At 74.6% G+C, this 26,830-nt stretch carries 25 protein-coding genes and 2 pseudogenes; 9 read left to right on the forward strand and 18 right to left on the reverse strand.

What is annotated here, in order from left to right; translation table 11 throughout:
• Positions 1–34: 34 nt before the first annotated feature.
• The 4 genes from AIF0345_RS11365 to AIF0345_RS11380 all read left to right on the forward strand — a co-directional run bounded on the left by AIF0345_RS11365 (position 35) and on the right by AIF0345_RS11380 (position 4,207).
• Positions 35–1,147: a Gfo/Idh/MocA family protein gene (locus AIF0345_RS11365; RefSeq protein ID WP_285296207.1), complete on the forward strand. Its 1,113-nt coding sequence runs from the start codon at positions 35–37 to the stop codon at positions 1,145–1,147.
• Positions 1,148–1,210: 63 nt separating this feature from the next.
• On the forward strand, positions 1,211–2,818 hold the full coding sequence (locus AIF0345_RS11370; protein WP_285296208.1) for an aminopeptidase P family protein: 1,608 nt from the start codon (positions 1,211–1,213) through the stop codon (positions 2,816–2,818).
• A gap of 73 nt (positions 2,819–2,891) precedes the next feature.
• Positions 2,892–3,281 (forward strand): ArsR/SmtB family transcription factor, encoded by a 390-nt coding sequence (locus AIF0345_RS11375; RefSeq protein WP_043561044.1) that lies wholly within the window; start codon positions 2,892–2,894, stop codon positions 3,279–3,281.
• Complete coding sequence (locus AIF0345_RS11380) at positions 3,278–4,207, forward strand: cation diffusion facilitator family transporter (protein ID WP_285296209.1); 930 nt, start codon at positions 3,278–3,280, stop codon at positions 4,205–4,207. Before AIF0345_RS11375 ends, AIF0345_RS11380 begins: the two co-directional genes overlap by 4 nt.
• Before the next feature lie 14 nt (positions 4,208–4,221).
• Here AIF0345_RS11380 and AIF0345_RS11385 read toward each other — a convergent pair whose 3' ends face one another.
• Positions 4,222–5,079 (reverse strand): sugar phosphate isomerase/epimerase family protein, encoded by an 858-nt coding sequence (locus AIF0345_RS11385; protein ID WP_043561057.1) that lies wholly within the window; start codon positions 5,077–5,079, stop codon positions 4,222–4,224.
• Positions 5,076–5,852, reverse strand: a complete 777-nt coding sequence (locus tag AIF0345_RS11390) for a general stress protein (RefSeq protein WP_052374739.1) — start codon at positions 5,850–5,852, stop codon at positions 5,076–5,078. Before AIF0345_RS11390 ends, AIF0345_RS11385 begins: the two co-directional genes overlap by 4 nt.
• Positions 5,853–5,930: 78 nt before the next feature.
• Here AIF0345_RS11390 and AIF0345_RS11395 point away from each other — a divergent pair, with 78 nt between their 5' ends.
• Both AIF0345_RS11395 and AIF0345_RS11400 read left to right on the forward strand, forming a co-directional pair.
• Entirely contained in the window at positions 5,931–7,223 is a 1,293-nt protein-coding gene (locus AIF0345_RS11395; RefSeq protein WP_285296210.1) for a magnesium transporter MgtE N-terminal domain-containing protein, read from the forward strand.
• A complete protein-coding gene (locus AIF0345_RS11400) occupies positions 7,216–7,800 on the forward strand; it encodes a DUF1003 domain-containing protein (protein ID WP_285296211.1) in 585 nt (194 codons plus the stop codon). The genes AIF0345_RS11395 and AIF0345_RS11400 overlap by 8 nt, the downstream gene beginning before the upstream one ends.
• On the opposite strand, the gene AIF0345_RS11405 is transcribed toward AIF0345_RS11400, so the two are convergent.
• On the reverse strand, positions 7,788–9,680 hold the full coding sequence (locus AIF0345_RS11405; protein WP_285296212.1) for an acyltransferase family protein: 1,893 nt from the start codon (positions 9,678–9,680) through the stop codon (positions 7,788–7,790). The two genes, AIF0345_RS11400 and AIF0345_RS11405, sit on opposite strands and share 13 nt — an antisense overlap.
• Positions 9,681–9,844: 164 nt before the next feature.
• On the opposite strand from AIF0345_RS11405, the gene AIF0345_RS11410 reads away from it, so the two are divergent.
• Positions 9,845–10,990, forward strand: a complete 1,146-nt coding sequence (locus AIF0345_RS11410) for an Mrp/NBP35 family ATP-binding protein (protein WP_285296213.1) — start codon at positions 9,845–9,847, stop codon at positions 10,988–10,990.
• A gap of 17 nt (positions 10,991–11,007) precedes the next feature.
• Here the strand turns inward: AIF0345_RS11410 and AIF0345_RS11415 are convergent, their stop codons facing one another.
• Positions 11,008–11,793 carry a twin-arginine translocase TatA/TatE family subunit gene (locus AIF0345_RS11415; protein WP_285296214.1) on the reverse strand — a complete coding sequence of 262 codons (786 nt, stop codon included), beginning with the start codon at positions 11,791–11,793 and terminating at the stop codon, positions 11,008–11,010.
• A 231-nt stretch (positions 11,794–12,024) separates the two neighbouring features.
• Between AIF0345_RS11415 and AIF0345_RS11420 the strand changes: the two genes are divergently transcribed.
• Positions 12,025–12,660: an O-methyltransferase gene (locus AIF0345_RS11420; RefSeq protein ID WP_043561069.1), complete on the forward strand. Its 636-nt coding sequence runs from the start codon at positions 12,025–12,027 to the stop codon at positions 12,658–12,660.
• Between the two features lie 131 nt (positions 12,661–12,791).
• On the opposite strand, the gene AIF0345_RS11425 is transcribed toward AIF0345_RS11420, so the two are convergent.
• From AIF0345_RS11425 to dapE, 4 genes are all read right to left on the reverse strand, one after another.
• Positions 12,792–12,959, reverse strand: a complete 168-nt coding sequence (locus AIF0345_RS11425; protein WP_084682413.1) for a DUF3117 domain-containing protein — start codon at positions 12,957–12,959, stop codon at positions 12,792–12,794.
• A 142-nt stretch (positions 12,960–13,101) separates the two neighbouring features.
• Positions 13,102–13,872, reverse strand: a complete 771-nt coding sequence (locus tag AIF0345_RS11430) for an LOG family protein (RefSeq protein ID WP_043561072.1) — start codon at positions 13,870–13,872, stop codon at positions 13,102–13,104.
• A gap of 52 nt (positions 13,873–13,924) precedes the next feature.
• Positions 13,925–14,944, reverse strand: a complete 1,020-nt coding sequence (locus AIF0345_RS11435; protein WP_285296215.1) for a hypothetical protein — start codon at positions 14,942–14,944, stop codon at positions 13,925–13,927.
• Positions 14,941–16,173, reverse strand: a complete 1,233-nt coding sequence (gene dapE / locus AIF0345_RS11440; protein ID WP_285296216.1) for a succinyl-diaminopimelate desuccinylase — start codon at positions 16,171–16,173, stop codon at positions 14,941–14,943. The genes AIF0345_RS11435 and dapE overlap by 4 nt, the downstream gene beginning before the upstream one ends.
• 307 nt (positions 16,174–16,480) lie before the next feature.
• Between dapE and AIF0345_RS11445 the strand changes: the two genes are divergently transcribed.
• Entirely contained in the window at positions 16,481–18,202 is a 1,722-nt protein-coding gene (locus AIF0345_RS11445) for a phospho-sugar mutase (protein ID WP_285296217.1), read from the forward strand.
• On the opposite strand, the gene AIF0345_RS11450 is transcribed toward AIF0345_RS11445, so the two are convergent.
• From AIF0345_RS11450 to AIF0345_RS11495, 10 genes and pseudogenes are all read right to left on the reverse strand, one after another.
• Positions 18,168–19,049: a metal ABC transporter permease gene (locus tag AIF0345_RS11450; RefSeq protein ID WP_268918347.1), complete on the reverse strand. Its 882-nt coding sequence runs from the start codon at positions 19,047–19,049 to the stop codon at positions 18,168–18,170. The two genes, AIF0345_RS11445 and AIF0345_RS11450, sit on opposite strands and share 35 nt — an antisense overlap.
• Positions 19,046–20,041 carry a metal ABC transporter permease gene (locus tag AIF0345_RS11455; protein ID WP_285296218.1) on the reverse strand — a complete coding sequence of 332 codons (996 nt, stop codon included), beginning with the start codon at positions 20,039–20,041 and terminating at the stop codon, positions 19,046–19,048. The genes AIF0345_RS11450 and AIF0345_RS11455 overlap by 4 nt, the downstream gene beginning before the upstream one ends.
• Positions 20,038–20,886: a metal ABC transporter ATP-binding protein gene (locus AIF0345_RS11460; RefSeq protein WP_285296219.1), complete on the reverse strand. Its 849-nt coding sequence runs from the start codon at positions 20,884–20,886 to the stop codon at positions 20,038–20,040. The genes AIF0345_RS11455 and AIF0345_RS11460 overlap by 4 nt, the downstream gene beginning before the upstream one ends.
• Entirely contained in the window at positions 20,883–22,088 is a 1,206-nt protein-coding gene (locus AIF0345_RS11465; RefSeq protein ID WP_285296220.1) for a metal ABC transporter substrate-binding protein, read from the reverse strand. Before AIF0345_RS11465 ends, AIF0345_RS11460 begins: the two co-directional genes overlap by 4 nt.
• 75 nt (positions 22,089–22,163) lie before the next feature.
• Positions 22,164–22,817 carry a deoxyribose-phosphate aldolase gene (gene deoC, locus AIF0345_RS11470; protein ID WP_285296221.1) on the reverse strand — a complete coding sequence of 218 codons (654 nt, stop codon included), beginning with the start codon at positions 22,815–22,817 and terminating at the stop codon, positions 22,164–22,166.
• The gene (locus AIF0345_RS11475; RefSeq protein ID WP_268918342.1) at positions 22,814–23,674 is read right to left on the reverse strand and encodes a hypothetical protein; all 861 of its coding nucleotides are present in this window, start codon (positions 23,672–23,674) and stop codon (positions 22,814–22,816) included. The genes deoC and AIF0345_RS11475 overlap by 4 nt, the downstream gene beginning before the upstream one ends.
• Positions 23,675–23,820: 146 nt before the next feature.
• A pseudogene (locus AIF0345_RS11480) lies at positions 23,821–24,141 on the reverse strand (thymidine phosphorylase); the annotation flags it as partial.
• Positions 24,054–24,511 (reverse strand): annotated as a pseudogene (locus AIF0345_RS11485) (cytidine deaminase). The pseudogenes AIF0345_RS11480 and AIF0345_RS11485, both read right to left, overlap by 88 nt.
• A gap of 116 nt (positions 24,512–24,627) precedes the next feature.
• A complete protein-coding gene (locus AIF0345_RS11490) occupies positions 24,628–25,806 on the reverse strand; it encodes a mannose-1-phosphate guanylyltransferase (protein WP_285296222.1) in 1,179 nt (392 codons plus the stop codon).
• Between the two features lie 316 nt (positions 25,807–26,122).
• A complete protein-coding gene (locus AIF0345_RS11495; protein ID WP_268918340.1) occupies positions 26,123–26,734 on the reverse strand; it encodes a 2'-5' RNA ligase family protein in 612 nt (203 codons plus the stop codon).
• Between the last annotated feature and the right edge of the window lie 96 nt (positions 26,735–26,830).

Below are 26,830 nucleotides of genomic sequence, written 5' to 3' on the forward strand. Positions count from 1 at the left end.
GCCGCGCACGGGCGCACCGTGGGACAATGCCGTCATGAGCGCCGTCAGCCCCGCCTCCTCCGCCCGGCCCGCCTCCCCCGCCGAGCGCGACGACAAGACGCCGGCGATCCGCTTCGGGGTGGTGGGGGCCGGCTTCATCGCCCGCTGGTTCCTCCAGGCGGCCGCCGCCGTCCCGCAGGCCCGGGTCGTGGCCGTGGCCTCGGCCCACCCTGAGCGCGCGGCCGCCTTCGCCGCCGAGCACGGCATCGGCGCCTCCTACGCGACGGTGGAGGAGATGCTCGCGGCCGGCCGCCCCGGCGGCGCCGACCCCTTCGACGTCGTCTACATCGGCTCCCCGAACTCCCTGCACGCCCCCCAGGCCGTCGCCGCCCTGGAGGCGGGCTTCCACGTCCTGGTGGAGAAGCCCTTCGCGCTCGACGCCGACCAGGCCGAGGCGATGGTCGCGGCCGCCGGGCGTCACGACCGCTTCCTCATGGAGGGGTGGCTGACCGCCTTCGAGCCGGGTACGGCGGCGCTGCGCCGGGCGCTGCCCGCCCTGCTGGACGACGGGCCCGGCCCGCACCGCGCGGTGCTGGTCAAGGAGCAGTACTCCAGCCGCATGGACCGCCTGCGCGCGGGCGGGCTCCCGCCGGCCTTCGACCCGGCGCTGGGGGGAGGCAGCCTCATGGACCTGGGCATCTACCCGGTCTCGCTGGCGATCCACCTGTTCGGGCCCCCGAGCCGCGTCACCGCCGCGGGCAGGACCCTCGGCTCGGGGGCCGACTCCCACGGCGTCGTCGTGCTCGACTACGACCGGCTCGCCGGCGCCTGCGGCGGGACCGGGCGGCCCGCGGACCTGCAGGTCGTGTGCCTGCACTCCAAGACCTCGCCCGCCGGCGCCGGCGCCCGCACCAACCGCATCGCCTCCGACCGCCGGGTCCTCGCCTTCGACGACTGCCAGTGGCCCCGCGCCATCGAGCTGAGGGGGCCGGACGGGGAGAGGGACCTGTCGGTGCCCGACGACGGCGCCCCCGTGCTCGCCCGGGAGCTGGCGGAGGTCTGCCGCCTGGTGGCGGCCGGGGCGCGCGAGTCCGACCTCCACCCGCTGGCGGCCTCGGTCGCCGCGGCCGACGTGCTGGCGAGGGCCCGCCGCGGCTCGGGCTCCTGACGGCCCCGAGGCCCGGGCCGCTCCCGGTTCGGCCCGGGCGCCGCCCGGTGGGAGGATGCGGGCATGACCGACACGAGTGAGACCAACCGCCCCTCCCCCGCCGACGCCGCGCCCGGCGCCGAGGCCCCGCAGCCCTCCGACCAGCCCCTGTCCCAGCGGGTCAACAACCGCTCCCGCCAGCCGACCAACAAGGCCTTCCGGGACTTCATCGGCTCGGGCTGGGGGCCGCGCCCCGACGCCTTGCCTGCCCTGTCCGAGGCCGCGCCGTGGGCCGCCAGGCGGCAGGCGGCGCTGGGCGCCCGCTTCCCCGGCGAGCGCCTGGTCCTGCCCGCCGGGACCCTGGTGACGCGCAACAACGACTGCGACTACCGCTTCCGCCCCCACTCGGCCTTCGCCCACATGGCGGGCACGGGGACCGACTTCGAGCCCGACGCCGTCCTGGTCCTGGAGCCGCTGACCGTGCCGGGCCAGCGGCTCGCCGCCGGCGAGCCGACGCACGAGTCGGTGCTCTACTTCCGGCCGCGCGCCTCCCGCACGAGCGAGGAGTTCTACGCCAACGCGCGCTACGGCGAGCTGTGGGTGGGGGTGCGCCCCTCCATCGAGGAGGTCGAGGCCGCCACCGGGATCCGCTGCGCCCACATCGACACCCTCGGGGACGCCCTGGCCAAGGACGCGGGTGCGGACGGTGTCCGGCTGCGGGTGATCGCCGAGGCCGACACGGCGGTCACCGCGCTGGTGGACCAGGTGCGCCGCAGCGCCGGCCTGGCCGCCGGCCAGGAGGCCCAGGGCCTCGACGACGCGCTGGCGGAGGCGGCCAGCGAGCTGCGCCTGGTCAAGGACGACTGGGAGGTCGACCAGCTGCAGAAGGCGGTGAACGCCACCAAGGCCGGCTTCGACGACCTCATCCGCTCCATCCCCCGCGCGAAGGGCCACTGGCGCGGCGAGCGCGTGCTCGAGGGCGCCTTCGGGGCCAGGGCCCGCGAGGAGGGCAACGGCCTGGGCTACGACACGATCGCGGCCGCCGGGGACCACGCCAACACCCTGCACTGGATCAACAACGACGGGCCCGTCCAGCCCGGCCAGCTGGTGCTGGTGGACGCCGGCGTGGAGGTCGACTCCCTCTACACGGCCGACGTGACCCGCACGATCCCGGTGGACGGGCGATTCACCGCCCCGCAGCGCCGCGTCTACGAGGCGGTGCTCGAGGCCGCCGACGCCGCCTTCGCCCGCGCGGGCGAGCCCGGCTGCCGCTTCAAGGACCTGCACGCGGCCGCCATGGAGGTCCTCGCCCATCGCCTGGAGGAGTGGGGCCTGCTCCCCGACGGCGTCACGGCGGCCGACTCCCTGGGCCCGGACGGCCAGTACCACCGGCGCTGGATGGTGCACGGCACCAGCCACCACCTGGGCCTGGACGTGCACGACTGCGCCCAGGCGCGCCGCGAGATGGCCATGGACGCCGAGCTCGTCACGGGCATGGTCTTCACCATCGAGCCGGGCCTGTACTTCCGCTCCGACGACCTGCGGGTCCCCGCCGAGCTGCGCGGCATGGGAGTGCGCATCGAGGATGACGTCGTCATGCGCGGTCCCGGCCGCCCCGAGTACCTGACTGCCGCGATCCCGCGGCGCCCCGACGACGTCGAGGCCTGGGTGAGCGGCCTGATCGAGTCCTGAGCGGCCCGCCCCGCCGCCGCAGGGATCTGACACCTCTTGACAACATTTCGGCACCCACCGATACCATCGGTGGGTGCCGATCATTCATGAGCTTCTGCCCACCGACATCACCGACGACACCTCCGCCGTCCACGACGCCACCGCCCTGGCGGCGGTCCTGTCCGTCCTGGCGGACCCCACGCGGCTGGCCATCCTGTCCCACCTGCGCGGCGGCGAGCACCGCGTCGGCGAGCTCGCCGAGCACCTGGGCCTGGCGCAGTCCACGGTCTCCCAGCACCTGGCCATCCTGCGCGGCACCGGGCTCATCTCCACCCACGCCCACGGCCGCGCCCGCGTGAGCGTCCTGGAGCACGCCGACGAGCTCATCGCCGTCCTGGTCGCCGCCGGGGCCCTGGCCCGCTCGGCCGCCGCCGTCGCCGGAGCCGCCGCCGAGGAGCCCGAGAGAGCCGAGGAATCCGCATGAGCCCCGCCGACCGCGCGCACCCCTCCCACTCGCACGACCACACCGCCGGGGCCTCGCGTCGCCGCCTGGCCATCGTCCTCGCCATGGTCGCCGCGGTCCTGGTCGCCGAGGTCGTCACCGGCCTGCTCACCGGCTCCCTGGCCCTGCTCGCCGACGCCGGCCACATGCTCACCGACTCCATGGGCCTGGTCGTCGCGCTGGCGGCCGCCCACCTGGCCGTCCGCGCCCCCACGGACCGCTCGACCTGGGGCATGCGGCGCGCCGAGGTCATCGGCGCCGCCCTCCAGGCCGGCATGCTCGCCGTCGTCGGAGTCGTCGTCGGCGTGCGCGCGGTCCTCGACCTCCTCGCGCCGGGGGACATCGAGGCCGACGGCATGCTCGTCATGGGCGTGATCGGCCTGGTCGCCAACGTCGTCTCCATGCTCGTCCTGGCCGGCGGGCGCGGCTCCAGCCTCAACGCGCGCGCCGCCTTCCTGGAGGTCGCCAACGACGCGCTCGGCTCGGTGGGAGTCATCGTGGCCGCCGGCGTCGTGGCGCTCACCGGGTGGACCCGGGCCGACGCCGTCGCCTCGCTCGTCATCGTCGCCCTCATCTTCCCGCGGGCGGTCGCCCTGCTGCGCGCGGCCGGACGCGTCCTGATGGACTTCACGCCCGAGACCCTCGACCTGGCCGAGGTGCGCCGCCACATCCTGACCATCGACCACGTCGAGGACGTCCACGACCTGCACGCCTGGACGGTCGCCTCCGACCTGCCGGTGCTGACCGCCCACGTCGTCGTGCGCGACGAGTGCCTGCGCGACGGGCACACCGCCGCGATCCTGGACTCGCTCCAGACGTGCGTCGCCGGCCACTTCCCGGTGCCCATCCGGCACGCGACCTTCCAGCTCGAGCCCGCCGCGCACCGCGAGCACGAGCACACCTGCTGAGGACGGGCGGCGCCTCAGGTCGTGCGGTAGCGCCTGCGCTTGGGGGCGGGGACGTGGACGTTCTCGGTGCGCCCCTCCCCCTCGAGGTGCTCGCGGGCGAAGGCCAGGGCGCTGGCCAGGCCCTCGCGGCGCTCGGCGGCCGACATGGAGCCCGTCTTGACCTCGACGACGACCTGGCCGCCGCGCTCCTCGAAGCCGGTGGCCACCAGGTGGGCCAGGACCCCGGCGCAGTCCTGGTTGCCCTGCCCGGGCAGGAGGTGGTCGTCGCGGAAGCCCGGCACCCCGTCGGTCAGGTGGAGGTGGCGCAGGGTCGGGCCGAGCGCACGGGCCATGGCCAGGGCGTCCGAGCCCGAGGTCGCCGCGTGGGAGATGTCCAGGGTGACGGAGTGGTAGCCCTGGCCCACCGGGTCCCAGGTCGGGGAGTAGGCCTGGAACTCCCGCGTGGAGCGGGCGTCGCGGGGGCGCCAGGTGAACATGTTCTCCACGCACAGGTGCATGCCGGTGGTCGTCTCGCGCAGCGCCACCCCGGCCACGAAGCTGCGGGCGTAGCGGGTCTGCCAGAAGAAGGGCGGGTGAAGGACGACGTTGGGCGCCCCCAGGGCGAAGGCGAGCTCGATGGAGCGGTCGACCTTGTCCCAGGGGTCGGGCCCGAAGACCCCGCGGGTGAGCAGCAGCGTGGGGGCGTGCACGGCCAGGACCGGCTGCTCGTAGCGCTCGACCAGCGCCGACAGGAGCCGGAAGTCCTGGGTCGTGCGCTCGGACCACACCATGACCTCGACGCCGTCGTAGCCGAGCCCGGCCGCGAGCGCGAAGGTGTTCTCCACGCCCGCAGGCATGAGGCAGGCATTGGACAGGCCGACCGGGATGCTCATGCCTCGCCGTCTCCGGAGCGGTCCCCGGGCGCCTTGCGCAGGTAGGGGTCGATCTCCCCGCGCTCCCCCGGCGCGGCCCCGGCGTCGCGGCCGCCGTCGTCGGAGCCCTCGGAGCTCCCGGAGCCGCCGGAGTAGTCGGAGGGGTCGACGCCCTCGGGCACGCGCACGCCGTAGCGCGGGCGCTCGTCGGGCCGCGACCCGAAGGCCGTCGAGCCGCCGCGCGCCTGCGCCCGGGCCGCACGGCGCTCCTCGGCGCGGCGGGCCGCGTCGCCGCCCCGCGACAGGTTGCCGGGCACGCCGGCGAGGGCCTGGGCCGCCTCAGCGGCCCGGTCCGAGGCGATGATCGAGTAGCGCGAGGCCACGACCTGGCTGACCGAGGTGAAGTCGCGCCGGCCGCGGGTGAGCGCGTAGGAGCCCACCTGGAACACGATCCCCCACACCACGCCCAGGAGCACCGCCGTCACCATGCTCACGCCGCCGGCCGCCTCGGAGCCGACCAGAGCCATCATGGCGCCGAAGAACAGGCCGATCCACAGGCCAGACCCGGCTCCGGAGGCCACGGCGCGCCCCCAGCTCATGCGCCCGGTGATCCGTTCCACCTGCCGCAGGTCGGTGCCGATAATGGTGAGGAACTGGACTGGGAAGCCGTCGTCGGACAGGGAGTCGACGGCGTGCTGGGCCTCGGCGTAGCTGGCGAAGGAGGCGACCTCCTCGCCCCGGGGCATGCCGCCGCCCCGGGGCGAGAACGCGGGTCGCGAGGAGAACTGACTCATGGCCCCATCGTCCCACGCCGCGCCCGGCTCAGGACCCCGATACCGGCCCGTCATGCCCAGGGCGCATAGTCTGTGCCCGTGGAGAGCACCAGGACGCGCACCGTCTCACGGGTTTTTGTCGCCCGCCTCGTAGGAACGACCGTCTTCGACCCCCTCGGCGACCCGGTGGGCAAGGTCCACGACGTCGTCGTCCTCATCCAGATGCGCGGCGAGCCGCGGGCGGTGGGCCTGGTCATCGAGGTGCCCGGACGCCGCCGCGTGTTCCTGCCGCTGTCGCGGGTCACCGCCATCGAGCCGGGAGCGGTCATCACCACGGGGCTGGTCAACATCCGCCGTTTCGAGCAGCGCCACGTCGAGACGCTCGTCGTCGGCGAGCTGCTCGACCGCGTGGTCACCATGCGCGACGGCGCCGGGCCGGTCACCGTCCGCGACGTCGCCATCGAGCGCGACCGCGGCATGGACTGGAAGGTGACGCGGCTGTTCGTCCAGCGCGGCGCCTCCGGGCCGCTGGGCCTGCGCCGCGGCGAGACCTTCATGGTGCGCCCCGAGGAGGTCGCCGGCCTGGCCGGCAGCGCCGACCAGCAGGGGGCGACCGCGCTGCTGGCCACCATGGAGGACCTCAAGCCCGCCGACCTGGCCGACGTCCTGTCGGACCTGCCCCTGCCCCGCCAGATCGAGGTGGCCGCCGAGCTGTCCGACGAGCGCCTGGCCGACGCCGTCGAGGAGCTGTCCACCGACGACGCCGTCGCCCTGCTGTCGGGCCTGGAGGCGGCCCGCGCCGCCGACGTCCTGGACGCCATGCAGCCCGACGACGCCGCCGACCTGGTCTCCGAGCTGCCCCTGCCCAAGGCGGCCGAGCTGCTCGGGCTCATGCAGCCCGAGGAGGCCGAGGACGTGCGCCGCCTCATGCGCTACGACGAGTACACCGCCGGCGGCCTGATGACCACCGAGCCGATCATCCTGCCCCCGGAGGCCAATGTGGCCACCTTCCTGGCGCAGGCGCGCAAGGCCGAGGTCCCGCCGGCGCTCGCGGCGATCGCCTTCGTGTGCCGTCCCCCGCTGGAGTCCCCCACGGGCCGGTTCCTGGGGATGGTCCACTTCCAGCGGGCCCTGCGCGAGCGCCCGCAGCGCCTGCTCGGCTCGGTCCTGGACAAGGGCCTGGACCCCATCCACGCCGACGACTCGATCGGCACGGTGACCCGGCTGCTGGCCACCTACAACCTGACCGCCCTGCCGATCCTGGATGAGGCCGGGCGGCTGCTCGGCGCCGTGAGCGTCGACGACGTCCTGGACCATCTCATGCCCGACGACTGGCGGGAGGCCGACGACGCCGTCACCGACGAGATGATCGAGAGGAACGCCAATGCCTGACCAGCTCGACCAGCCGCTGACCCGGCCCCGCTCGCGGTGGATGCCCTGGCTCCGCCCGGCGCACGCCTCCCGCTCCGACGGCTTCGGGCGCTTCGCCGAGGCGACGGCCCGGTTCATGGGCTCGCCGAAGTTCGTCCTCTACATGACGGTGTTCGTGGTGGCGTGGATCGCGGCGAACATGCTCCTGGCGAAGATCAGCGAGGACGCCGCCTGGGACCCCTACCCCTTCATCCTGCTCAACCTGGCCTTCTCCACCCAGGCGTCCTACTCCGCCCCGCTGATCCTGCTGGCGCAGAACCGGCAGGACGACCGTGACCGGGTCACCGCCGAGCAGGACCGCCAGCGCGCCCAGCGCAACCTGGAGGACACCGAGTTCCTCACCCGGGAGATCGCCTCCCTGCGCCTGGCCATGAACGACGTCGCCACCCGCGACTTCGTGCGCTCCGAGCTGCGCGACATGCTCTCCGAGATCCTCGCCGAGGAGCGCCGCACCCGCGAGGAGATCGCCTGCGAGATGGAGCCGGCCGAGGAGCAGGACGCGCACAGGCCGCCGTCTCAGGCGCCTCAGGACGGCTGACGCCTCAGGGTCGCGATCGCGTTGGCGACCGTCTGCGCGTAGAGGTCGCCGCCCTCCGGCAGGGGGTGGATCTGGTCGTCGTAGAGCAGCTCTGGGTGGGCGGCCGCGGCGGCCTCCCAGTCCGCCACCGCCACCTGGTCGGGGTGGGCGGCGGCGAAGGAGCGGATGGTCTCGTCGGCCTCGGGGATCCAGGTCGTGCGCGCCGGGCCGTACCCGGTGACCAGGACGAGGCTGCGGCTGGGCCCCAGGTAGTCCAGGATCGAGTCCAGCTCGCCGGTGTCCACGGGGCCGTTGGTGGCCAGGGAGACGACGACGCAGGGCCTGGCACCGGCGGCGTCGGCCGTCTCGAGCACGGACTGGGCGGCGTAGATGGAGCGCGAGACCTCGGCGTCGACGACGACGCCCGGCAGGCTCGTCTCCAGGCTCGGGGCCGCCGCCACCGTCACGGAGTCGCCGACGACGGTGACCTCCGCCCCGGTGAAGGGGCTCGCGGTCGCCTCGGCGGTGGGGGTGGCCGTCTGCGTGCCCGAGTCGGACGGCGGTGGAGGGACCGCGGACGAGACGGTGAGGTACTCGCCGCCGGCCGCGATCGCCTGCTGCGCCGCGGTCTGGTTGGGCTGGGAGGCGAAGCCGAGGCTGATGAGCAGGGCGAGGGCGGTCAGCCCGCCTCCCACCGGCACGGCCTGGTGCGGGCGCAGCCGGACGAGCTGCCGCAGCCAGCCGACGAGGCCGTTGCGCCGCACGGGCGTCTCAATGTAGACGTAGGACAGCTCGGTGAGCCACAGCGTCAGCCCCAGGACCCCCAGGGCGGTCACCCAGGGGCTGACGGTCGCCGGAACGGCGTAGAAGGCCAGGACCCCCAGGGGCCAGTGCCACAGGTAGAGCCCGTAGGAGCGGGAGCCCACCCACCGCAGCGGCCGGGTGTCCAGCAGGCGCAGCAGCCACCGCGCCGGCCCGGCGGCGAGGGCGACCTCCCCGGTGAGGGCCTGGACGACGGCCAGGGTGCACGCGGAGGCGGCGATGAGGGCCGGCACTGGCCCGAGGTCGCCGGGCTGCCCCGTCGCCCCCTCGCTGGCGACGCGGGCCAGAACGAGCAGGCCGGCCAGGCCCACCCACCCCAGCGCTCCGCGCAGCCGGCGCAGCCGCGCAGGCTGGGGGCTCAGCGTCAGGCCCTCCGTCGCGCGCCCGTGCCACAGGGCCAGCGCGGCACCCATCATGAGGCCGAAGGCGTGGGTGTCGGTCCCCATGTAGACGCGCGTGGAGGACGCCCCGTCCCGCATGAGGCGCAGGGCCCAGGCGGCCGAGACCACCGCGAGCCCCAGGGCGAGGACGGCGCCGAGCCTGGTCCGCCTGCGCGACGCGCCCCGCGACAGGAAGGCGATGATGACCAGCGGCCACACCAGGTAGAACTGCTCCTCCACCGCCAGCGACCACACGTTGGTCAGCAGGAGGGGCTGGGTCTGGTCGAAGTAGGACGACCCGCCGGCGATCTCCACCCAGTTGTAGACCAGCAGGATGGAGCCGAGGACCTGGCGCCGCACGGCCAGCAGGACGTCGCCGCCCAGGCAGGCGGCCATGGCCACGACCGCGGCGACCGCGGCGACGAGGGCGGGCACGATCCGGCGCAGGCGCCTGGTCCAGAAGCGCCTGAGGTCAATGACTCCCGTGCGACGCCTCTCAACGACCAGGAGGCTGGTGATGAGGAACCCCGAGATGACGAAGAAGGCGTCGACTCCCACCATCCCGCCGGGCAGGACCCCGGGCACGAGGTGGTAGACGAGGACGAGGGCGACTGCGACGGCACGCAGCCCGTCGAGGCCGCCGATGCGGCCCCGGCGAGGGGTAGACGATGAATTGGCGGAGCGCTGAGTCGAGGTCATGCGCTTCTCTTTCCGGCTCGCAGGAGGAACGACGTCCGCGCGTGGTGGCGGCCCGTCCAGGTTACGACGCCTTTACCATCGCACATCCCTAAAACACGGGGAGGAGCGTCTCAACGTGCTGTGCACCACGACAGCCCGCGCGCGCTCCCACATAGGATGGCGCTATGTCCGCACCCACCGAAGACGCAGTTCGTGAGGCTCTGGGCCGAGTCATCGATCCCGAGCTCCGCCGTTCGATCACCGATCTCGGCATGGTCGAATCGATTGAGATCAGCGAGACGGGCGCCGTGACCGTCGGCGTCCTGCTCACCGTGGCCGGCTGCCCGCTCAAGGACACGATCACCGCGGACGCGCGTCGTGAGGTCGGCGGGGTCGAGGGCGTCACCGAGGTGCAGGTGCGCCTGGGCGTCATGAGCGACGAGCAGAGGGCCGGGCTGCGCACCCGGCTGCGCGGGGGCGCGGCCGAGCCGGTCATCCCCTTCACCCAGCCGGGCAGCCTCACGCGCGTGTACGCGGTGACCTCCGGCAAGGGCGGGGTCGGCAAGTCCTCGGTGACCGCCAACCTCGCGGCGGCCATCGCGACCCAGGGCCTGAACGTGGGGGTCGTCGACGCCGACATCTACGGCTTCTCCATCCCCCGCATGCTGGGCGTGGACCGGGTCCCCACCCAGCTGGACGGCATGATCGTCCCGCCGGTGGCCCACGGGGTGAAGGTCATCTCCATCGGGATGTTCGTGGAGTCCAAGCAGCCGGTCGTCTGGCGGGGCCCCATGCTGCACCGGGCGGTCCAGCAGTTCCTCTCCGACGTCTTCTGGGGCGACCTGGACGTCCTCCTGCTCGACCTGCCCCCCGGCACTGGGGACGTGACGATCTCGGTGGCCCAGCTGCTGCCCAACGCCGAGATCCTGGTGGTCACCACGCCGCAGACCGCGGCCGCCGAGGTCGCCGAGCGCACCGGGCTCATCGCCGCCCAGACCAAGCAGAAGGTCGTCGGCGTCATCGAGAACATGTCCTACATGCCGCAGCCCGACGGCTCGCGCCTGGAGATCTTCGGCTCCGGCGGGGGGAGGACGGTCAGCGACTCGCTGACCCGGACCCTGGGCTACGACGTGCCGCTCCTGGCCCAGCTCCCCCTGGACATCCGCCTGCGGGAGGGCTCGGACGGCGGCGTGCCCGCCGCCGTCGCCGAGGACGGCAGGCCCGCGGCCGACGCGCCCGCCGCCCTGGAGCTGGCGAGCGTGGCGCGCAGGCTCGCCCACCGCTCCCGCGGGCTGGCCGGCCGGAGGCTGAGCCTGAAGGTCGCCACCTGAGCGCTCGGCCCTGAGCCTCAGCCGTCGACGACGGCGGCCGCGGCCTCGGCCCGGGTGCGGGCGGCGGCGTTGGCCGCGCGCACGATCTCGCGCGGGGAGATGGGGCGCACCCGGGGCGCCGCCTCGCTCGTGCTCTCCTCGACCAGGCTCGAGGGCACCGGCTCCGGGGCGACGGGCTCAGCGGGCTCGGGCTCCTCGGGCGCAGCGTCCGGCCCGGCCTCGCCCGACAACGGCGCGTCCGGCTCCTCGTCGTCGGCAGTGGCGGCGTCGGCGTCGGGTGCGACGGCCTCCCGGGCTCCGTCCTCGGCGGGCGACGCGGCGGCCTCGGCCTCCGACCCGGCAGCGGCCTCGGCCGGGCCCTGCGCCTCGGTCTCAGCCGCGTCCTGCTCCGCACTCTCCTTGCGGGCCCGGCGCGTCTGCTCGGCCTTGTCGTCGATCATCCGGGTCAGGGACTTCGTCGAGCCGGTCCTGACAATGCCGTCCGCCGTCTCCTCGGCCGTCTTGGCCACCGACTGGAACGGAGTCGCCAGGTCCTTGCGGATGGCGTCGAGGTCCTCGCCCAGGGCGTCGCGCACGATCTTGCGCGGGTCATAGTTGCGGGGGTCCAGGTCGGACAGGTCGAGGTCCGTCAGCTCGGGACCGACCTCCTCGGCGATCTGCTCCTTGGCGTCGTCCAGGAACACCCTCAGACGGCGCACGGCCTGGGTCAGCTTGCGAGTGTACTCGGGCAGGCGCTGGGGACCCACGACGATGACCGCCACCAGGATGATGACGAGGAACTCGGGACCTGAGATGCCTAGCACGCCGATAGTATAGGGACCCACGACGGCAGCCAACGACAGGGACGCACGACGGACGATGCGGGCACCGGGCGCTGCGCGGGCGCAGCGCCCGGTGCCCGCATCGCCAGGGGCGATGTCGGCGATGGGCCCGCGACCTGGAACAATGAGAGCGCCCGCGCCCGTCCCGCCCCGGGCCCGCACGGGCAGACCCGGTCCTACGCGACCGCCAGTCGCAGCACGGAAGGTGGAACGGTGAGCGCCGACAAGACCTTGAGCTGGTCCTACACCGAGGAGTTCCCTCATGAGGACGAGCCAACCGCGGAGGCCAGGCTGCGCGGCATCGAGCTCGGCATCGCGCCCGTCTCCCCGGCGACGGGCGCCGCCCTGCGGATGCTCGCCGCAGCCGTGGGCGCCAAGTCCGTGGCCGAGATAGGCACCGGCACCGGCGTGTCGGGCCTGTGCCTGCTCGGCGGGATGGGGGTGGACGGCGTGCTGACGACCATCGACCTTGAGCCCGAGCTCCAGCGCGAGGCGCGCAGGACCTTCGAGGCCGCGGGGTACCCGGGGGCGCGCACGCGAATCATCCGGGGCAGGGCCTCCGACGTCATGCCCCGCATGGCGGCCCGCTCCTACGACATGGTCGTCCTCGACGTCGATCCGGAGGAGTCCGCCAAGCTGGCGGGGGCGGCGCTGCGCATGCTGCGCGTCGGCGGGGTCCTGGCCATCACTCGCGCCCTGTGGAACGACCACGTCGCCGACCCGGCCCGCCGCGACCCCACCACCGTCGCCGCGCGGGAGCTCGGGAAGACGCTGCGCAACCACGACAGCGTGCTCGTCTCGCTGCTGCCAGTGGGCGACGGGCTGCTCGTCGCCGTGCGCCAGGCCTGAGGCGGCTCATCGCAGAGGACTCGGGAAGGGCTCGGGGAGGGCTCGGGGAGGACACAGCACAAGGACCGGGCCTCGCGGACCCGGTCCTCGCCCTGGCTGCGGCCGCTGCCGCCTGCAGCGCGGGCCGAGAATCAGTACTTCACGGAGGCCAGCGCCTCCTGGAGCTCCTTGATCTCATCGGGTGTGATCTCGACGACCAGTCGGCCCCCGCCCTCCAGCGGTACGCGCATAATGATCGAGCGGCCTTCCTTGACGACCTCGAGAGGCCCGTCGCCGGTCCTGGGCTTCATGGCAGCCATGAGCTCCCCTTTCAGTGCTGTATCGCGGATCCATCACCGCACTGCCCAGGTCATTCTACGGCACGGCGGCGCCGCTACTGAGGGAAACGTGGTTAAGTCCACGAATGCTAAACTATGCTCGGTGCTTTTCGCGCAGGCGGGCTCATCCCAGGCCCCGCGGCCCCCTGGCGGCCTCCTCGGCCCGCAGCCGCCGCGCGCCGTCGACGACGTAGTCGATGGCCTCCTGCGCCGTATCGACCACGGGGAGCAGATCGACGTCGCCGGGCGAGATCGTGCCGGTCTCGACCAGGGTGCCGCGGATCCAGTCCACCAGCCCCCTCCAGTAGCCCGAGCCGACCAGCACGATCGGGAAGGTGGACACCTTGCCGGTCTGGACGAGGGTGACGGCCTCGAAGAGCTCGTCGAGCGTGCCCATGCCCCCGGGCATGACGACGAAGCCGTCGGAGTACTTCAGGAACATCGTCTTGCGGGCGAAGAAGTAGCGGAAGTTGATGCCCAGGTCGACGTAGTCGTTCATCTCCTGCTCCAGGGGCAGCTCGATGCCGAGCCCCACCGAGACGCCGCCGGCCTCGTGGGCGCCCTTGTTGGCGGCCTCCATCATCCCCGGACCCCCGCCGGTGATGACGCTGTAGCCGCTGTCCGCCAGCCCCGCCCCGATCCGCTCGGCCAGGGCGTAGGCCGGGTCGCCGGCCGCGGTGCGCGCCGAGCCGAAGACGCTGATCGCCGGCCCCAGCTCGGCCAGGGCGCCGAAGCCCTCGACGAACTCGGACTGGATGCGCAGGACGCGCCAGGGGTCGGAGTGCAGCCAGTCGGTGTCGCCGCGGCGGTCCAGCAGACGCGCATCGGTGGTCCGGGCGGGGATCTGGGTCCCGCGCAGCAGCACGGGCCCCTTGCGGTAGGTCTCGCGTGTCATGGGAGCATGATTCCCCACCGCCGGGCGCACGGTGTCAACATCGTGAGGACTGTCAGCATCCGCCGGCGCCGGCGAGCGCGCCCCTGACCCAGGCCGGGGCGTCCCAGCCCTCAAGGAGCCCGACGGCGAAGGGCCGGGTGATTCCGCCGGCCACCGGCAGCGCGACCAGGAGGGTCCAGCCTCCCGCGGCCGGTTCGCCGCAGGAGGCCAGGTGCCGGTGCAGAGGGCCCATGAGGCGCCGCTCGCACGGCTCGGTCAGGTGGGTGTCGACCAGGAGCGTCTGGCCGTCCTCGGCGCCATCGACCACCCGGGCCAGGCACCGCGCGGCGTCGGCGAGCGCCTGCGCCCCCTCGCGGGGCAGGGCCATGACCGTGACCTCCCGGGCGTCGTCGTTCTCGGCCGGCCAGACCAGGGCGGCGGCGGCCGCCCTGCCGCCCCGCATGCGCACGCGCGAGCGCGCGGGCTCATAGCACCCGGGGGCTCCCCAGGCCAGGTCCTCGGCGAAGAGCCCGGCGAGCTCCTCGGCGGGAGCCGCGGGGGCCCAGCGCGCGTGCTGGGCCGCATAGTGCCCGGCCCACAGGTGGACGACGGCGGCCGCGTCCCCGCGCTCCACGGCCCTGGGGCGCCGGGCGCCCCCGTAGCCGTCGTGCGCGTCCCACCGCGCGGCCCACGAGCGCAGGGCGGGGCCCACGCGCAGGCGCCACGGCGGCAGGACCTGCTCGACGACGCCGCCGGCGACGGCAGCGGCGCGGCGGAGCAGCCGGTCCTCCTCGGTGATCCTGAGCCGCAGGGGCCGGGAGGACACGGCCGCCTGGGCCGCCACGAGGGCATCCGCGACCCGGCGGGCCGCGGCATCGTCCAGCGCCGGGGCGACGCCCAGGACGAGTGTGCGCGAACCGGGGTGGAACGGGTTGTCGACACCGCGGCAGTGCCCCAGGACGCGCCCCCGGCCGCCTTCGTCCTCGGCCACCAGGGATGGGCGGCCGCCGCCGGCCGCCCAGCGGTCCGCCAGCAGGTCGGCTCCCGCCCACGCCCGCGCGGCGTCCCCGGGCGCGGCCGGCCGGACCCTCACGCGAGCCACGCGCGCAGGACGCCAGCGACGGCCTCGATCTGGGCGACGGGGCAGTGCTCGTCGTCGGTGTGGCACAGCATCGGGTCGCCCGGGCCGAGGTTGACGGCGGGGACGCCGGCCGCGGAGAAGCGGGCGACGTCCGTCCACCCGTACTTGGGGCCGATCCCTCCCCCACGCTCGCGCACCAGGGCGATGAGCTCGCGCGCCATCGGGGAGCCGAGCCCGGGCCGGGCGGCCGGGCACAGGTCGTCGACCTCGACGGCGACCGGCCCGGTGCCGGCGTCGATGACCGGGTCGGCCTCGCCGCCATCGGCGTCGAGCCCCGCCAGAATGCGCCTGGCGCGGGCCAGGGCCGCCTCGGCCGCCAGGTCGGGGGCGAAGCGGTAGTTGACCGTGACGCGGCAGCGGTCGGGGACCGTGTTGGCCGGGTTGGCCGGGTTGGCCGGGTTGGCCGGGTTGGCCGCCGCACCGCCCTCGATGCGGACGACGCTGAAGGACTCCCGGTAGGCCAGGCCCTCGACCTCGACGGTGCGCAGGGGCGCCGCCTTGACCCGCTCGACGAGAGCGGAGGCGGCGTGGATCGCGTTGGCGCCCCTCCAGGCGCGCCCCGAGTGCGCGGCCCGCCCGGGCACGTCCAGGATGAGGCGCAGGGTGCCGTTGCAGCCGCCCTCGATGCCCGCGCCGGTGGGCTCGCCGAGCACCGCCAGGTCCGCCTCGAACCAGTCGGGGTGGGCCGCGAGCGCCCGGCCGAGCCCGTTGCGCTCGGCGACGACCTCCTCGTTGTCGTAGAAGACCCAGGTGACGTCGCGGCGCGGCGCGGCCAGGGTCGCGGCCAGGTGCAGGCCGACGGCGACCCCGCCCTTCATGTCGACGCTGCCGCGGCCCCACACGACCGTCTGCCCGTCGCGCTCCTCCAGGCGGCCCGGGACGTTGCCGGTGCGCCGCGAGACCGGGACGGTGTCGAGGTGGCCGGCGACGACGACCCGCTCGGGGCGCCCCAGGCGGGTGCGGGCGACCACCGTGTCTCCGTGCCGCAGGACCTGCAGGTGCGGCCTCGCCGCCAGGGCGGCCTGGACGGCGCCGGCCAGCGGGGCCTCGGAGCCGGACGCGCTCGGCACGTCCACCAGGGCCAGGGCGAGGGCGCCGAGGTCGCCGGCCGGGTCGGGCAGCGCGACCGGCCCGACGGCGGGGCCGCCGGGCGGCCGGCCCGGGAGGGATGCGTCAGTCATGGGCCCAGGGTACGGTGAGGCGGTACGGCCCCCCTTCGACGCCGCCCGGATCCCGCGCGAGGACAACCCGGAGCGCGCCCGGCCGGTCGCCGCCGGCTGGCGGATCGTCCCGACGTCCCACCGGGCGCCCGGCTTCGAGCTCGAGCCCGAGCGGCACGCGCTCCCCCTCCCCGCCGCCCCCGTGCGGGCCCCGCGAATTCTTGAGCGCGCCGGAGGTCGACCGCCTCACATTCTTGTGTTAGGCACCACTGGTGAGGGCCGTCATTGTCCCGGTTCGAGGCAGGCGGCTCACGGTAGCGTCGCAACCATGACCCCTCCGGATCGCTCTCTCGACACCGTCGCCGTGACTGCCTGGATCAACGAGGACCCCGACTCCGCCACCCGTGAGGAGCTCACCGCCCTGCTGGCCGCTCACCAGGACGGTGACGCCGAGGCCACCGCCGCCCTCGCCGACGCGTTCTCGCACGCCCTGCGCTTCGGCACCGCCGGCCTGCGCGGACGGCTGGGGGCCGGCCCCAACCGGATGAACCGTGTGGTCGTCATCCGCGCCGCCGCCGGCCTGGCCGCCTACCTGCGCGAGGCCCTCGGGGAGCGCTTCACCGTCGTCATCGGCTACGACGCGCGCCACAACTCCGAGGTCTTCGCCCGAGACACGGCCTCCGTGGTCACCGGCGCCGGCGGCTGCGCCCTCCTGTTCGACTCCCCCTGCCCCACCCCCGTCCTCGCCTTCGCCCTGCGGCGCCTCGGGGCCGACGCCGCGGTCATGGTGACCGCCTCCCACAACCCGCCCCGGGACAACGGGTACAAGGTCTACCTGGGCGGGAGGGCCGTGACCGGCCCGGGCCAGGGCGCGCAGATCGCCCCGCCCTACGACGCCGAGATCGCCGAGCGGATCGCCGCGGTCGGCGCCCTGGCCGAGGTGCCGATGCCCGACTCCGGCTGGCGGACCCTGGGGTCCGAGATGGTCGAGGAGTACACCGGGCGCGCGGCGAAGTCGGCGCGCATGCGCGCCGTCGCGCCCCTGAGGGTCGTCCTGACCGCCCTGCACGGAGTGGGAGGACCGGTGTGCCGCGACGCCCTGAGCCGTGTGGGCCTGGACGTCGTCGTCGTGCCCGAGCAGTTCGAGGCGGACCCCGACTTCCCCACCGTCGCCCTCCCCAACCCCGAGGAGGACGGGACCCTCGAGATGGCCCTCGCGCTGGCCCGCCGGGTCGGCGCCGACCTCGTGATAGCCAACGACCCCGACGCCGACCGCTGCTGCGCGGCGATCCCGGACGAGCACACCACGGGCCGCTGGCGCCGGCTCACCGGCGACGAGGTCGGGGCGGTCCTGGGCGAGCAGGCCGCCGAGCTCGCCGCCTTCACGGGCACCGGCATCCTGGCCAACTCGATCGTCTCCTCCCGCATGCTGCGCAGGATCGCGCAGGCCCACGGGCTGGGGCACCGCAACGCCCTGACCGGCTTCAAGTGGATCTGCCGGGTGCCCGGGCTGGTCTTCGGCTACGAGGAGGCGCTGGGCTACTGCGTGGACCCCGCCGCGGTGCGCGACAAGGACGGCATCTCGGCGGCCGTGCGCCTGGCGGTGCTGGCCAGCGTGCTCAAGCAGCAGGGCCGATCGATCGCCGACCTGCTCGACCGGCTGGCGCGCGAGCACGGCCTGCACGCCACCAGCCCCCTGAGCGTGCGGGTGGAGGACCCGGACCTCATCTCCGCCGCCATGGAGCGCCTGCGCGCCGGCGGCGCGCCCGCCTCACTGGCCGGCTCCCCCGTGGTCGACGTCTTCGACCTGATGGACGGGGCCTCGGACGGCAACGGCGGGAGGCTCCCGCCGGCCGACGGCCTGATCTTCAAGACGGCGGCCGACGACCGCGTCGTCGTGCGCCCCTCGGGCACGGAGCCGAGGCTCAAGTGCTACTGCGAGGTCGTCGTGCCGGTCGCCGTCGAGGACCCGGTCGAGGTGGCCCGCCGCACCGCGGCCGACCGCCTGGAGTCGATCAAGGCCGACCTGCACGGGGTGCTCGGCCTGTGAGCGCCAGCCGGCGCGCGGCCGCGGCCAGCAGGTAGACCGCGCCCGCCGTCGCGGCGATGACGCCGCCCACCGACAGGCTCAGGGCCACCCCCAGCCACATCCCCGCCACGCAGGTGGCGGCTCCCAGCAGCGCCGACCCGACCACCAGCGAGCGCATGGAGGAGCACCAGGGGGCGATCGCGGCGGCCGGCGCCGCGACCAGGGCAATGGGCAGGATCGTGCCGACGGCGGGGACCAGCGCCGCAATGGTCAGGCAGATCAGGATCATCAGGACCGCCTCGACGGGCCCGGGCCGCAGCCCGGCGGCCCGGTAGCCGACCGGGTCGAAGCCGTAGAAGGCCAGGAAGCGCCCCGCCACCGCCAGGACCGCCAGCGCCCCGACCAGGACCGCGGCGGTCACGGCGACGTCGGCGGTGCCGATGTTGAGCACCGAGCCGGTCAGGAACCCGTCGACCTTCAGCGGCAGCGGGGCGAACCACTTGGCCAGGAAGTACCCCAGGGCGAAGCCGAAGGTCAGCACGATCCCGGCGGCCGACTGGGAGGTCAGTCCCGGGATGGTCGACAGCCAGCGCATGAGGGCGATCATGGGCAGGCACATGAGCACGGCGCCGACGAACAGGGCGGCGGTCAGCAGGTCGTAGTCGGCCCGCTGACCGGCCAGGGAGCGGCTCAGCGCCGCGGCCACGACCACGCCCGCGACCGCGCCGGGGAAGGTGGAGTGGGTCAGGGACTCGGTGAAGAAGATCCGGCGGTGCACCAGCGCCAGGGCCCCGACGATGCCGGCCAACGCCCCCATGAGGACGACCTCGACCAGGGGCAGGGCCACCACGCTCCAGCTCACGCTCATGCCGCCGCCTCCTCCTCGGCGTGCCGCTCACCGGGGCGCGCGCCGCCGCGCTCCGGGGCCGGGACCCGGCTCCGACCCGGGCGGCGGTGGCGGATGCGGCTGCGCAGCCAGGCGCGCGCCGCGGCCACCAGGAACAGGGCGGTCGTGGTCAGGGCCACCGCCGCCTGCGGCGAGACGGGGTGGGGCATCGGCGCGATCGCGATCGCCAGCCCGAGCCAGCCGCCGCCGATGCCGACTCCGAGGGCGACGGCCACCATGGTGGCGACCCGCCCGGCCAGCACGCGCCCGGTCGCACCGGGGATGACGAGGTAGCCGATGACCAGGAGCGTGCCCACGGCCGTGGACGCCGAGACGACGACCGCGGCGACCGCCATGTTGAGGACCAGGTCGAGCACGAGCAGGCGCATGCCGCCGGCCCGGGCCCCCACGGGGTCGAAGGCGTAGGCGACCTGCTCCTTCCAGGTGACGGCCACGGCCACCAGGGCGATCAGGCACATGAGGAGGGCCTGGGCCAGGCGCAGGTCGGTGACCTCCAGGAGGCGCCCGAACATGAGCGCCTCGAGCTGGCCCGAGAAGTCCCCCTTGGCCAGGGACAGGACGATGCCGATGGAGAAGAAGCTGGTGAGCACCACCGCCGTGCCCGCCTCGGAGGCGGAGCGGCGGGTCGCGCGGTTGGTCACCCAGGTCAGGACGGCGGCGGCGAGCACGGCCACCGCGCCGGCCGCCGGGACGATCCGGTCGATGCCGCCGTAGACGGCGCCCGCCACAATGCCGGGGAAGACGGCGTGGACCATCGCCTCGGCGGTGAACTCGGTGGTGCGCAGGTTGACCAGGGTGCCGACGACGGCGCACACGCCGCCGAGCAGCACGATCATGAGCAGCGGCCTGAACAGGTAGGGCGCGGAGGCGAACGGGGCCACGCCCGGTATGTGAGCGCCCAGGTGCCGCAGGTTCTCAACGAGGTCGGCGAAGGCCCTGACTGCCGCGCTCACCGCTCCTCGCCCCCTCTGTCCGCCGCGCCCCGCTTCTCCAGCGCCGCCGGGTCGAGCTCGACGAGGCGGTCCGAGCCCGATCCGCCGTAGGCCTGCTCGATGAGGGCGGGCACCAGGACCTCCTCGCGGGGCCCGAAGGCGATCTGCCGCCCGGCCAGCAGGGCGGCCTTCTCGCAGGTCTGCCGGGCCAGGACCAGGTCGTGGGTGGAGACGACCACGCCGATGCCGTGCTCCTTGAGTCGCGCAATGATGTCGAGCAGGGCGTTGCGGTTGGGCTGGTCGAGGCCGTTGAAGGGCTCGTCCAGGAGGATCAGGCGCGGCTCGGCCGCAATGCAGCGGGCCACGAGCACGCGCTGGCGCTGACCGCCCGACAGCGTGCCGAAGTGCCGGGAGGCCAGCTCGCTGAGCCCCACGCTGTCCAGGGCCTCCCGGCAGCGGCGGCGCTCGGCGCGGCCGGGGCGGCGCAGGAGTCCCAGCCGCGAGTAGGTGCCCATGAGGACGACGTCGAGGACGGTGACCGGGAAGCTCGGGTCGAGGTCGGCGACCTGGGGGACGTAGCCGATCGAGCCGCGCGGCGCGCGTCCGGGGGCGGCGCCGTTGACGCGCAGGCTGCCGGCGATGATGCGGACCATGCCGAGCAGGCCGCGCAGGAGCGTCGTCTTGCCCGACCCGTTGGGGCCGATGAGGGCGAGGGCCTCACCGGGCAGGACCGTGCCGGTGACCCCGGTCAGGACGGGGCTCGAGGTGTAGGCGAAGGCCGCGTCGTCGAGGACGACGACCGGCTCGGCCGGCGCCTCACGGGAGGTGCCGGCCGAGCCGCGCGACCGGGAGTCGGCTGAGGTCACTTGACCTCCGTCTGCGTGGGCGTCCAGTCCTTCAGCGAGTCCGGGATGTCCTTGACGGTGCCGTCCCAGGCCTTGGTGAGGTTGGTGACGTTGTGGAGGATCGAGCCGATGTAGGTCTCGCCGTCGGAGCCGGCGACGCCCAGCGAGTCCCCGTACAGGGCCTCCTCCCCGATAATGGCCTTGACGCCGGCCTCCGCGGCGACCTTCTCCACGGACTTGGGGTTGTTGGAGTTCTCGGCGAAGATCGCCACGGCCCCCGAGGCCTTGACGGCCTTGGCGGTCTCGGTGATCTTGTCGGCGGTGGCGTCCTGCTGCGCGTTGAAGTCGGACAGGGCGGCGCCCTTGAAGGTCACGCCGTACTCCGCCGAGAAGTAGCCGAAGGCGTCGTGGCTGGTGAACAGGACGCGCTTGCCGGAGGGGACGGTCTCCAGGCTGGCGCGGGCCCAGTCGTCGAGGTCGGTCAGGAGCTTGATGTAGCTGTCGGTGTGGGACCTCAGGAGGTCGGCGGACTCCGGGGAGGCCTTCTCCAGGGCGGCACCGATGTTCTTGACCTGGGTAATGGCGTTCTTGGGCGAGGTCCACACGTGGGGGTCGAAGCGGAACTCGGGCTCGCTCTCCCCGTCCTCGGGCGGGAAGGGCCACTTGGCGACCTCCACCTTGTCCGAGCCGCGGTCCACGGTGTAGGGCAGGTCCTTCTCCTTGGCGAGCTGGGCGTCGAGGTCATCGACATCGGCGGCGCCGTAGACCCCGGAGGTCACGACCATGGTGCCCTTGAAGCCGGTGGAGGTGACGGCGTCGTCCAGGAAGTGCTCCAGGTCGACCCCGGAGACGAAGAAGAGGTCGGCCTCGGACAGCGCCTTGGACTGCTCCGCGGTCATGTCGTGCTCGTGGGCGGAGGCGTTGGGGGCCAGCAGGCAGGTCAGGGTCAGGTGGGTCTTGGCGCTGGCGGTGTCGGCGCCGAAGTGCTCGGTGGTGCCGTCGGTGCCGGTGCGGTCGAAGGACAGGCCGTCGTCCTGGCCACCGGAGGCGAGCTGGGTGATGTAGTCGCAGATCTGGGTGGTGGAGGCGACCGCCTTGATGGCGGAGTCGTCACCGCCCGACGACGTGGACCCGCAGGCGGTCAGGGGAAGGACCGCCGTGGCAAGGGCGAGGGAGGCGAGGGTGGCTGCCGTGCGGCGTCCGCAAGTGAATATGGGTCTCATGAGACGGGAGATTATTTCGTAAATCCGAAACTTTCAAGATGAGGGTCGCCTAAACCTTGTGCGTCCGTGCGAGGCTCACTCGGGCAGGCCCTCGAGGATGGCGAGCGAGGCGGACACCCCCAGGCGGCTGGCACCGGCGGCGACCATGTCGAGCGCGTCGGCCGCCGTGCGGATGCCGCCGGAGGCCTTGACGCCGAGCCGGTCGCCGACGGTGGCGCGCATGAGCTCCACGGCGTGGACGGTGGCGCCCCCTGCCGGGTGGAAGCCGGTGGAGGTCTTGACGAAGTCGGCGCCGGCGGCGCCGGCGGCCCGGCAGCAGGCGACGATCTCGGCGTCGGTCAGGACGGCGGACTCGACAATGACCTTGAGCAGGGCGCCCTCGCAGGCCCGCCTCACGGCGCGGATGTCGGCCTCGACACCGTCGGCGTCCCCCTCCTTGACCAGCCCGAGGTTGACCACCATGTCGATCTCGTCCGCACCCTTGGCCACGGCGTCGGCCGCCTCGGCGGCCTTGACGGCGCTGGCGTGAGCGCCGGAGGGGAAGCCGCAGACGGTGGCGAGGGCCAGGCCCGCCGGGACCCGGACGGGCAGCCGGCTCGGGGAGACGCACACCGCGCAGACGCCCAGCCGATCGGCCTGGGCGATGAGGTCGGCGACCTGGGCGCCGGTGGCCTCGGGGGCCAGGAGGGTGTGGTCGATGATCGCGGCGATCTCGGCGCGGGTGGTCATGGTCGTCCTCTCGGTGCGGGTATCGGGGTGATGAGGGCCAGGATGCGCGGCCAGTACCCGAGCTCGCGGGGGCCCGGGGCGGCGGGGTCGCGCGGGGCGAGCAGGTCCAGGACGCGCACGGAGCCCGACGACGGCTCGTAGACGTGAACGCGCCCCGGACCGGGGTCGTCCTGGCCGGCGAGCCGCCACGGGAGGGCCAGCACGTAGTGGCGGGGCAGCACAGGATGCGCAGCAAGCGGGGGAAGCGCAGTCAGCCCTGCTGCGGCCCTGCGCAGCGCGCGCACCGGCCCTGCGCCGCCCGGGCGGGGGCGCACCAGGGGGCCGCCCACGAGCATGACCGCGGGCAGCCCGGCGTCCAGCGCCCGGCGTATGCGCTCGGCGTCGTCCGGCCAGCGGGGACCGCCCTCGCGGACCCAGCGGACCCGGTAGGCGGCCCCGACGGAGCCGGCGGGGACGGCGCGGCCGGGCTCCTCGCCCAGGGCGCGCGCCACGGCCCACGGCGTCGACCCCAGGCGGCGGGTCCACGGCAGCGGGCCGAGCGGCCCGCCCGAGCGGCGGTTCATGCGCGCCTGGAGGCGGCGCTGCTCGGCGTGCAGGGCCCGCGTCAGGCGCAGGCCGGGAAGCGACCCGGTCGGGCCGGAGAGGCCGGTCGGGCCGGAGGCGGAACCGTCCGCCGCGCCTGTCGTGCCGAGGAGCAGCCGGGCGGCCAGGACGACGGTGGCGCCGCAGGTGGTGGAGTCTCCCTGGGTGAGGGTGACGGCGTCGCCGGGCGTCGCGAAGGCGCCCACGCGCAGCCGCGAGCTCGACACGCGCGCTCTGAGCCCGCCCGCGGGCGGGCCGGCATGGCGGTCATTCACGACAGCAGGTTAGCGGCGCGCCGTGACCGTGCGGGGGCTGTGGCCGATCGGGCGGGTCGGGCGCTCCCCTACCAGCCCCGCGGCCCCCTTCGCCGAGATCGGTCGAGTTCCGCGTCGAGATCGGTCCGGTTCCGGCGAAGAAGCGGCGGCAGGGTGGTCTTGTCCCCCACCCCGCCGGTGGAGTGCTTGTCGGCGGTGGGGCGGCCCAGCCGGGAGAAGTCCATGCGCTCGCCGCTGCGGATCATGGCGCCGGTCCACCGGGCCGTCTCGGCGCGGTCCATCCCGCCCAGGTAGATCGCCATGGCCAGCGCGCTCACCTGCTCGTCGGCGACGACGCCGCGCGTGTAGGCGTCGATGACCCAGTCGATCTGGGGGCCGCTCAGGCGGGCCCCGTCGCGCTTGGCGGCGATGATCTCGACGGCGTCGAAGGGCTCGGGAGCCCGCGGGCGGCGCCCGGGCGGGGCCAGCCGGCCCGCGGGGAGACGACGGCGGCGATGTCGGCGTCGGTGAAGCGCCCGGGCAGGACCTCGTCAATGGTCATGATCCCGCCCGGCACGGCCAGCACCATGCCGGGCGCGGCGTGCTCGGCCAGCAGCTGGCGGCACCGCCCGCAGGGGGCGCAGGGCTCGCCGCGCCCGTCCACACACACGAGGGCCACCAGCCGCCCTCCCCCGGTGCGGACCAGCTCGCTCACCAGGCCGCACTCGGCGCACAGGGTCACGCCGTGGCTCGCGTTCTCCACATTTCCACATTGCATCCCGGCACAAGCCTGCCGTCCTCGACCAGCGCGGCCGCCCCCACCCGGAAGCGGGAGCAGGGGGCGTAGGCGCGCTCCATGGCCCGGGCGGCCAGGGCGCGCAGCCGCTGCCAGACAGCGTCGTCCGGCGCGGGGGCAGTCGGGGCGACGCCGGCAGCCGGTGCGGCAGAGCCTGCTGAACCCGCCGGGTGCGCGCTCACAGGAGCTCCTCGCGCCCCTCGGCCCGCAGCCGGTCCACGACGCCCTTGACCGCCTGGGCCCGTTCGGGTGTCGTGATGAGCAGGGCGTCGGGGGTGTCGACGACGACGGCGCCCGGCACGCCCAGCAGCACGGTCCTGCGGCCGGTGGTCGAGGCCACGAGCGCGCCGGGCGAGTCCGCGGCCTCGACGTCGGCCGCCGGGCCGCCGGCCGCGGAGTCGTCCAGCACGGCGACGCCGTCGGCCGGGCCCCAGGTGCGCGCGGGCACGATCGCGGACAGGGAGTCGAAGCCGCCGACGTCGTCCCAGCCCATGGCCGCGGGCACCATGGCCACTCCCCCGGCGGCGGCCACGGGCTCGGCGATGGCGTGGTCGATGGCGACGGCCTCCAGGCCCGGCCAGCGCGCGGCGAGGACCTCCTCGCGCGCGGGCGCGTCCCAGGCGGCGGCGATCGCCTCGATGCCCGCGGCGAGCCGGGGCCGCTGGGCGGCGAGGTGGTCCAGCAGGACGCCCGCGCGGGCCGCGAACATGCCGGCGTTCCACCGGTAGTCGCCCGTGGCCAGGTACTGCGCCGCGGTGTGGGCGTCGGGCTTCTCGGTGAAGCCGAGGACGCGGCGCCCGTCCGGGGCCCCGGGCACGCCGATGGCATCGCCGCAGTGGATGTAGCCGAAGGCAGTGGAGGGGCCGGTCGCCTCGATGCCGATGGTCGCCACCCATCCCGCGCGCGCAAGGGCGGCGGCCTGGCGGACGGCGCCGGTGAAGGAGGCCTCGTCGGCGATGGTGTGGTCGGCGGCGAAGGAGCCGACGACGGCGTCGCGGCCGTGGCGCGCGGCAATGACGGCGGCGGCCAGGCCGATGGCCGCCATGGAGTCCCGGGGCAGGGGCTCGGCCAGGATGTTGTCCCGCCCCACGCCGGGCAGCTGGTCGGCGACGGCGGCCACGTGCGCGACGCCGGTGACGATCGTCGTCGTGGCGGCCACGGGCGCCAGGCGCGCCACAGTGCCCTGGATGAGGGTGCGACCGGTGCCGGTCAGGTCGAGGAGGAACTTGGGGCGGCGGCGCCTGGACAGCGGCCACAGCCGGGTGCCGGCGCCGCCGGCGGGAATGATCGCGTGAATCGGCCTGTCGGCGCTCGCATACGAGCCCCCGGCCGGGTCCTGGGCGGCGTTGTCGGTCACGGCCCCAGGCTAGATGATTGACTCCCGAAGAGCGCAGGGCGGGTCGGGTGGCGGGGGTGTCCAGGCGTCCGGCTCCGCGCCCCCTATGGCGGCCCTCTCGCCGGGATCGGTTCAGCCCCGCACCGAGACCGGTCCGAAGCGCCTGCTCGGGCATCTGCCGGTACGCGGCCGCCTTTTTCTACCGCGCGGCACCGTTCGGCCCCGGGACCGGTCATCCAGGTTCCGGGGAGCCCGGGAGAAGCGGAACGCGAACGTACCTTCCCATCGTCAACGTACCTCTCACGCGACGAGCTTCCGTTGACGGCGCCATCTGCCGTCAACCGCCGTTGTCGCCTACCTGGGGCGCGGCCCGGCCGCCCGATCCCGCCCCGGCGTCTGCGGGCCCGCCGGCGAGCGCCGGCGCGATCAGCGTCTGCCAGGAGCCGTCCTCGGCCAGGCGGTGCAGGCTGATCCGCTCGACCACGAAGCGCGCGTCGATGTCGGCGCCCGCGCGGGCCGCCGCGTCCAGGGAGTCGTCGGAGACCTCATGGGCCAGGGTGATGTGCGGGTGGAAGGGGAAGCGCAGGGCCGTGGCCAGCGGCCCGCCCTGCCGGCGCAGCATCTGCTGGAGGACGTCGCACTGGGGCCCGCCGTCCTGGAGCGCGACGTAGACGACGGGACTGACCGGGCGGAAGGTGCCGACCCCGCGGGCGCGCAGCACGAACGGCGCCGTGCGCCCGGCCACCCGCTCGACGTGCGCCGCGATGGCGGGCACGTCGCCCCGCTCCACGACGGTGGGGGGCAGAAGCGTGACATGGGGCGCGATCACATGGGCCAGAGGGTCGCCCGCCCCGGCGCGCACGATGCGGACCTGTGCCGCCCAGGGCTCGGGCAGGGGGATGGTCAGCCCGACGACGCACTGGGAGGGGGCGGGCACGGGCAGGTCCATGTCACCTCCGTCAGGCCGGGGATGTGTCAGATCGTCTGAGGGGACACTACCGCACGCGACGGCGCCGCCCCAGGCCTCGCGGCGCCCGCTCGCTCT

It is taken from the genome of Actinomyces israelii (assembly GCF_030253495.1).
Lineage (GTDB): Bacteria > Actinomycetota > Actinomycetes > Actinomycetales > Actinomycetaceae > Actinomyces > Actinomyces israelii.

What these genes read in the sequence shown, in the direction of transcription:
- AIF0345_RS11365 (WP_285296207.1), top strand. Translation starts at nt 35, where the DNA reads ATGAGCGCCGTCAGCCCCGCCTCCTCCGCCCGGCCCGCCTCCCCCGCC.
- AIF0345_RS11370 (WP_285296208.1), top strand. Translation starts at nt 1,211, where the DNA reads ATGACCGACACGAGTGAGACCAACCGCCCCTCCCCCGCCGACGCCGCG.
- AIF0345_RS11380 (WP_285296209.1), top strand. Translation starts at nt 3,278, where the DNA reads ATGAGCCCCGCCGACCGCGCGCACCCCTCCCACTCGCACGACCACACC.
- AIF0345_RS11385 (WP_043561057.1), bottom strand. Translation starts at nt 5,079, where the DNA reads ATGAGCATCCCGGTCGGCCTGTCCAATGCCTGCCTCATGCCTGCGGGC.
- AIF0345_RS11390 (WP_052374739.1), bottom strand. Translation starts at nt 5,852, where the DNA reads ATGAGTCAGTTCTCCTCGCGACCCGCGTTCTCGCCCCGGGGCGGCGGC.
- AIF0345_RS11400 (WP_285296211.1), top strand. Translation starts at nt 7,216, where the DNA reads ATGCCTGACCAGCTCGACCAGCCGCTGACCCGGCCCCGCTCGCGGTGG.
- AIF0345_RS11405 (WP_285296212.1), bottom strand. Translation starts at nt 9,680, where the DNA reads ATGACCTCGACTCAGCGCTCCGCCAATTCATCGTCTACCCCTCGCCGG.
- AIF0345_RS11410 (WP_285296213.1), top strand. Translation starts at nt 9,845, where the DNA reads ATGTCCGCACCCACCGAAGACGCAGTTCGTGAGGCTCTGGGCCGAGTC.
- AIF0345_RS11425 (WP_084682413.1), bottom strand. Translation starts at nt 12,959, where the DNA reads ATGGCTGCCATGAAGCCCAGGACCGGCGACGGGCCTCTCGAGGTCGTC.
- AIF0345_RS11430 (WP_043561072.1), bottom strand. Translation starts at nt 13,872, where the DNA reads ATGACACGCGAGACCTACCGCAAGGGGCCCGTGCTGCTGCGCGGGACC.
- dapE (WP_285296216.1), bottom strand. Translation starts at nt 16,173, where the DNA reads ATGACTGACGCATCCCTCCCGGGCCGGCCGCCCGGCGGCCCCGCCGTC.
- AIF0345_RS11445 (WP_285296217.1), top strand. Translation starts at nt 16,481, where the DNA reads ATGACCCCTCCGGATCGCTCTCTCGACACCGTCGCCGTGACTGCCTGG.
- AIF0345_RS11450 (WP_268918347.1), bottom strand. Translation starts at nt 19,049, where the DNA reads ATGAGCGTGAGCTGGAGCGTGGTGGCCCTGCCCCTGGTCGAGGTCGTC.
- AIF0345_RS11465 (WP_285296220.1), bottom strand. Translation starts at nt 22,088, where the DNA reads ATGAGACCCATATTCACTTGCGGACGCCGCACGGCAGCCACCCTCGCC.
- deoC (WP_285296221.1), bottom strand. Translation starts at nt 22,817, where the DNA reads ATGACCACCCGCGCCGAGATCGCCGCGATCATCGACCACACCCTCCTG.
- AIF0345_RS11495 (WP_268918340.1), bottom strand. Translation starts at nt 26,734, where the DNA reads ATGGACCTGCCCGTGCCCGCCCCCTCCCAGTGCGTCGTCGGGCTGACC.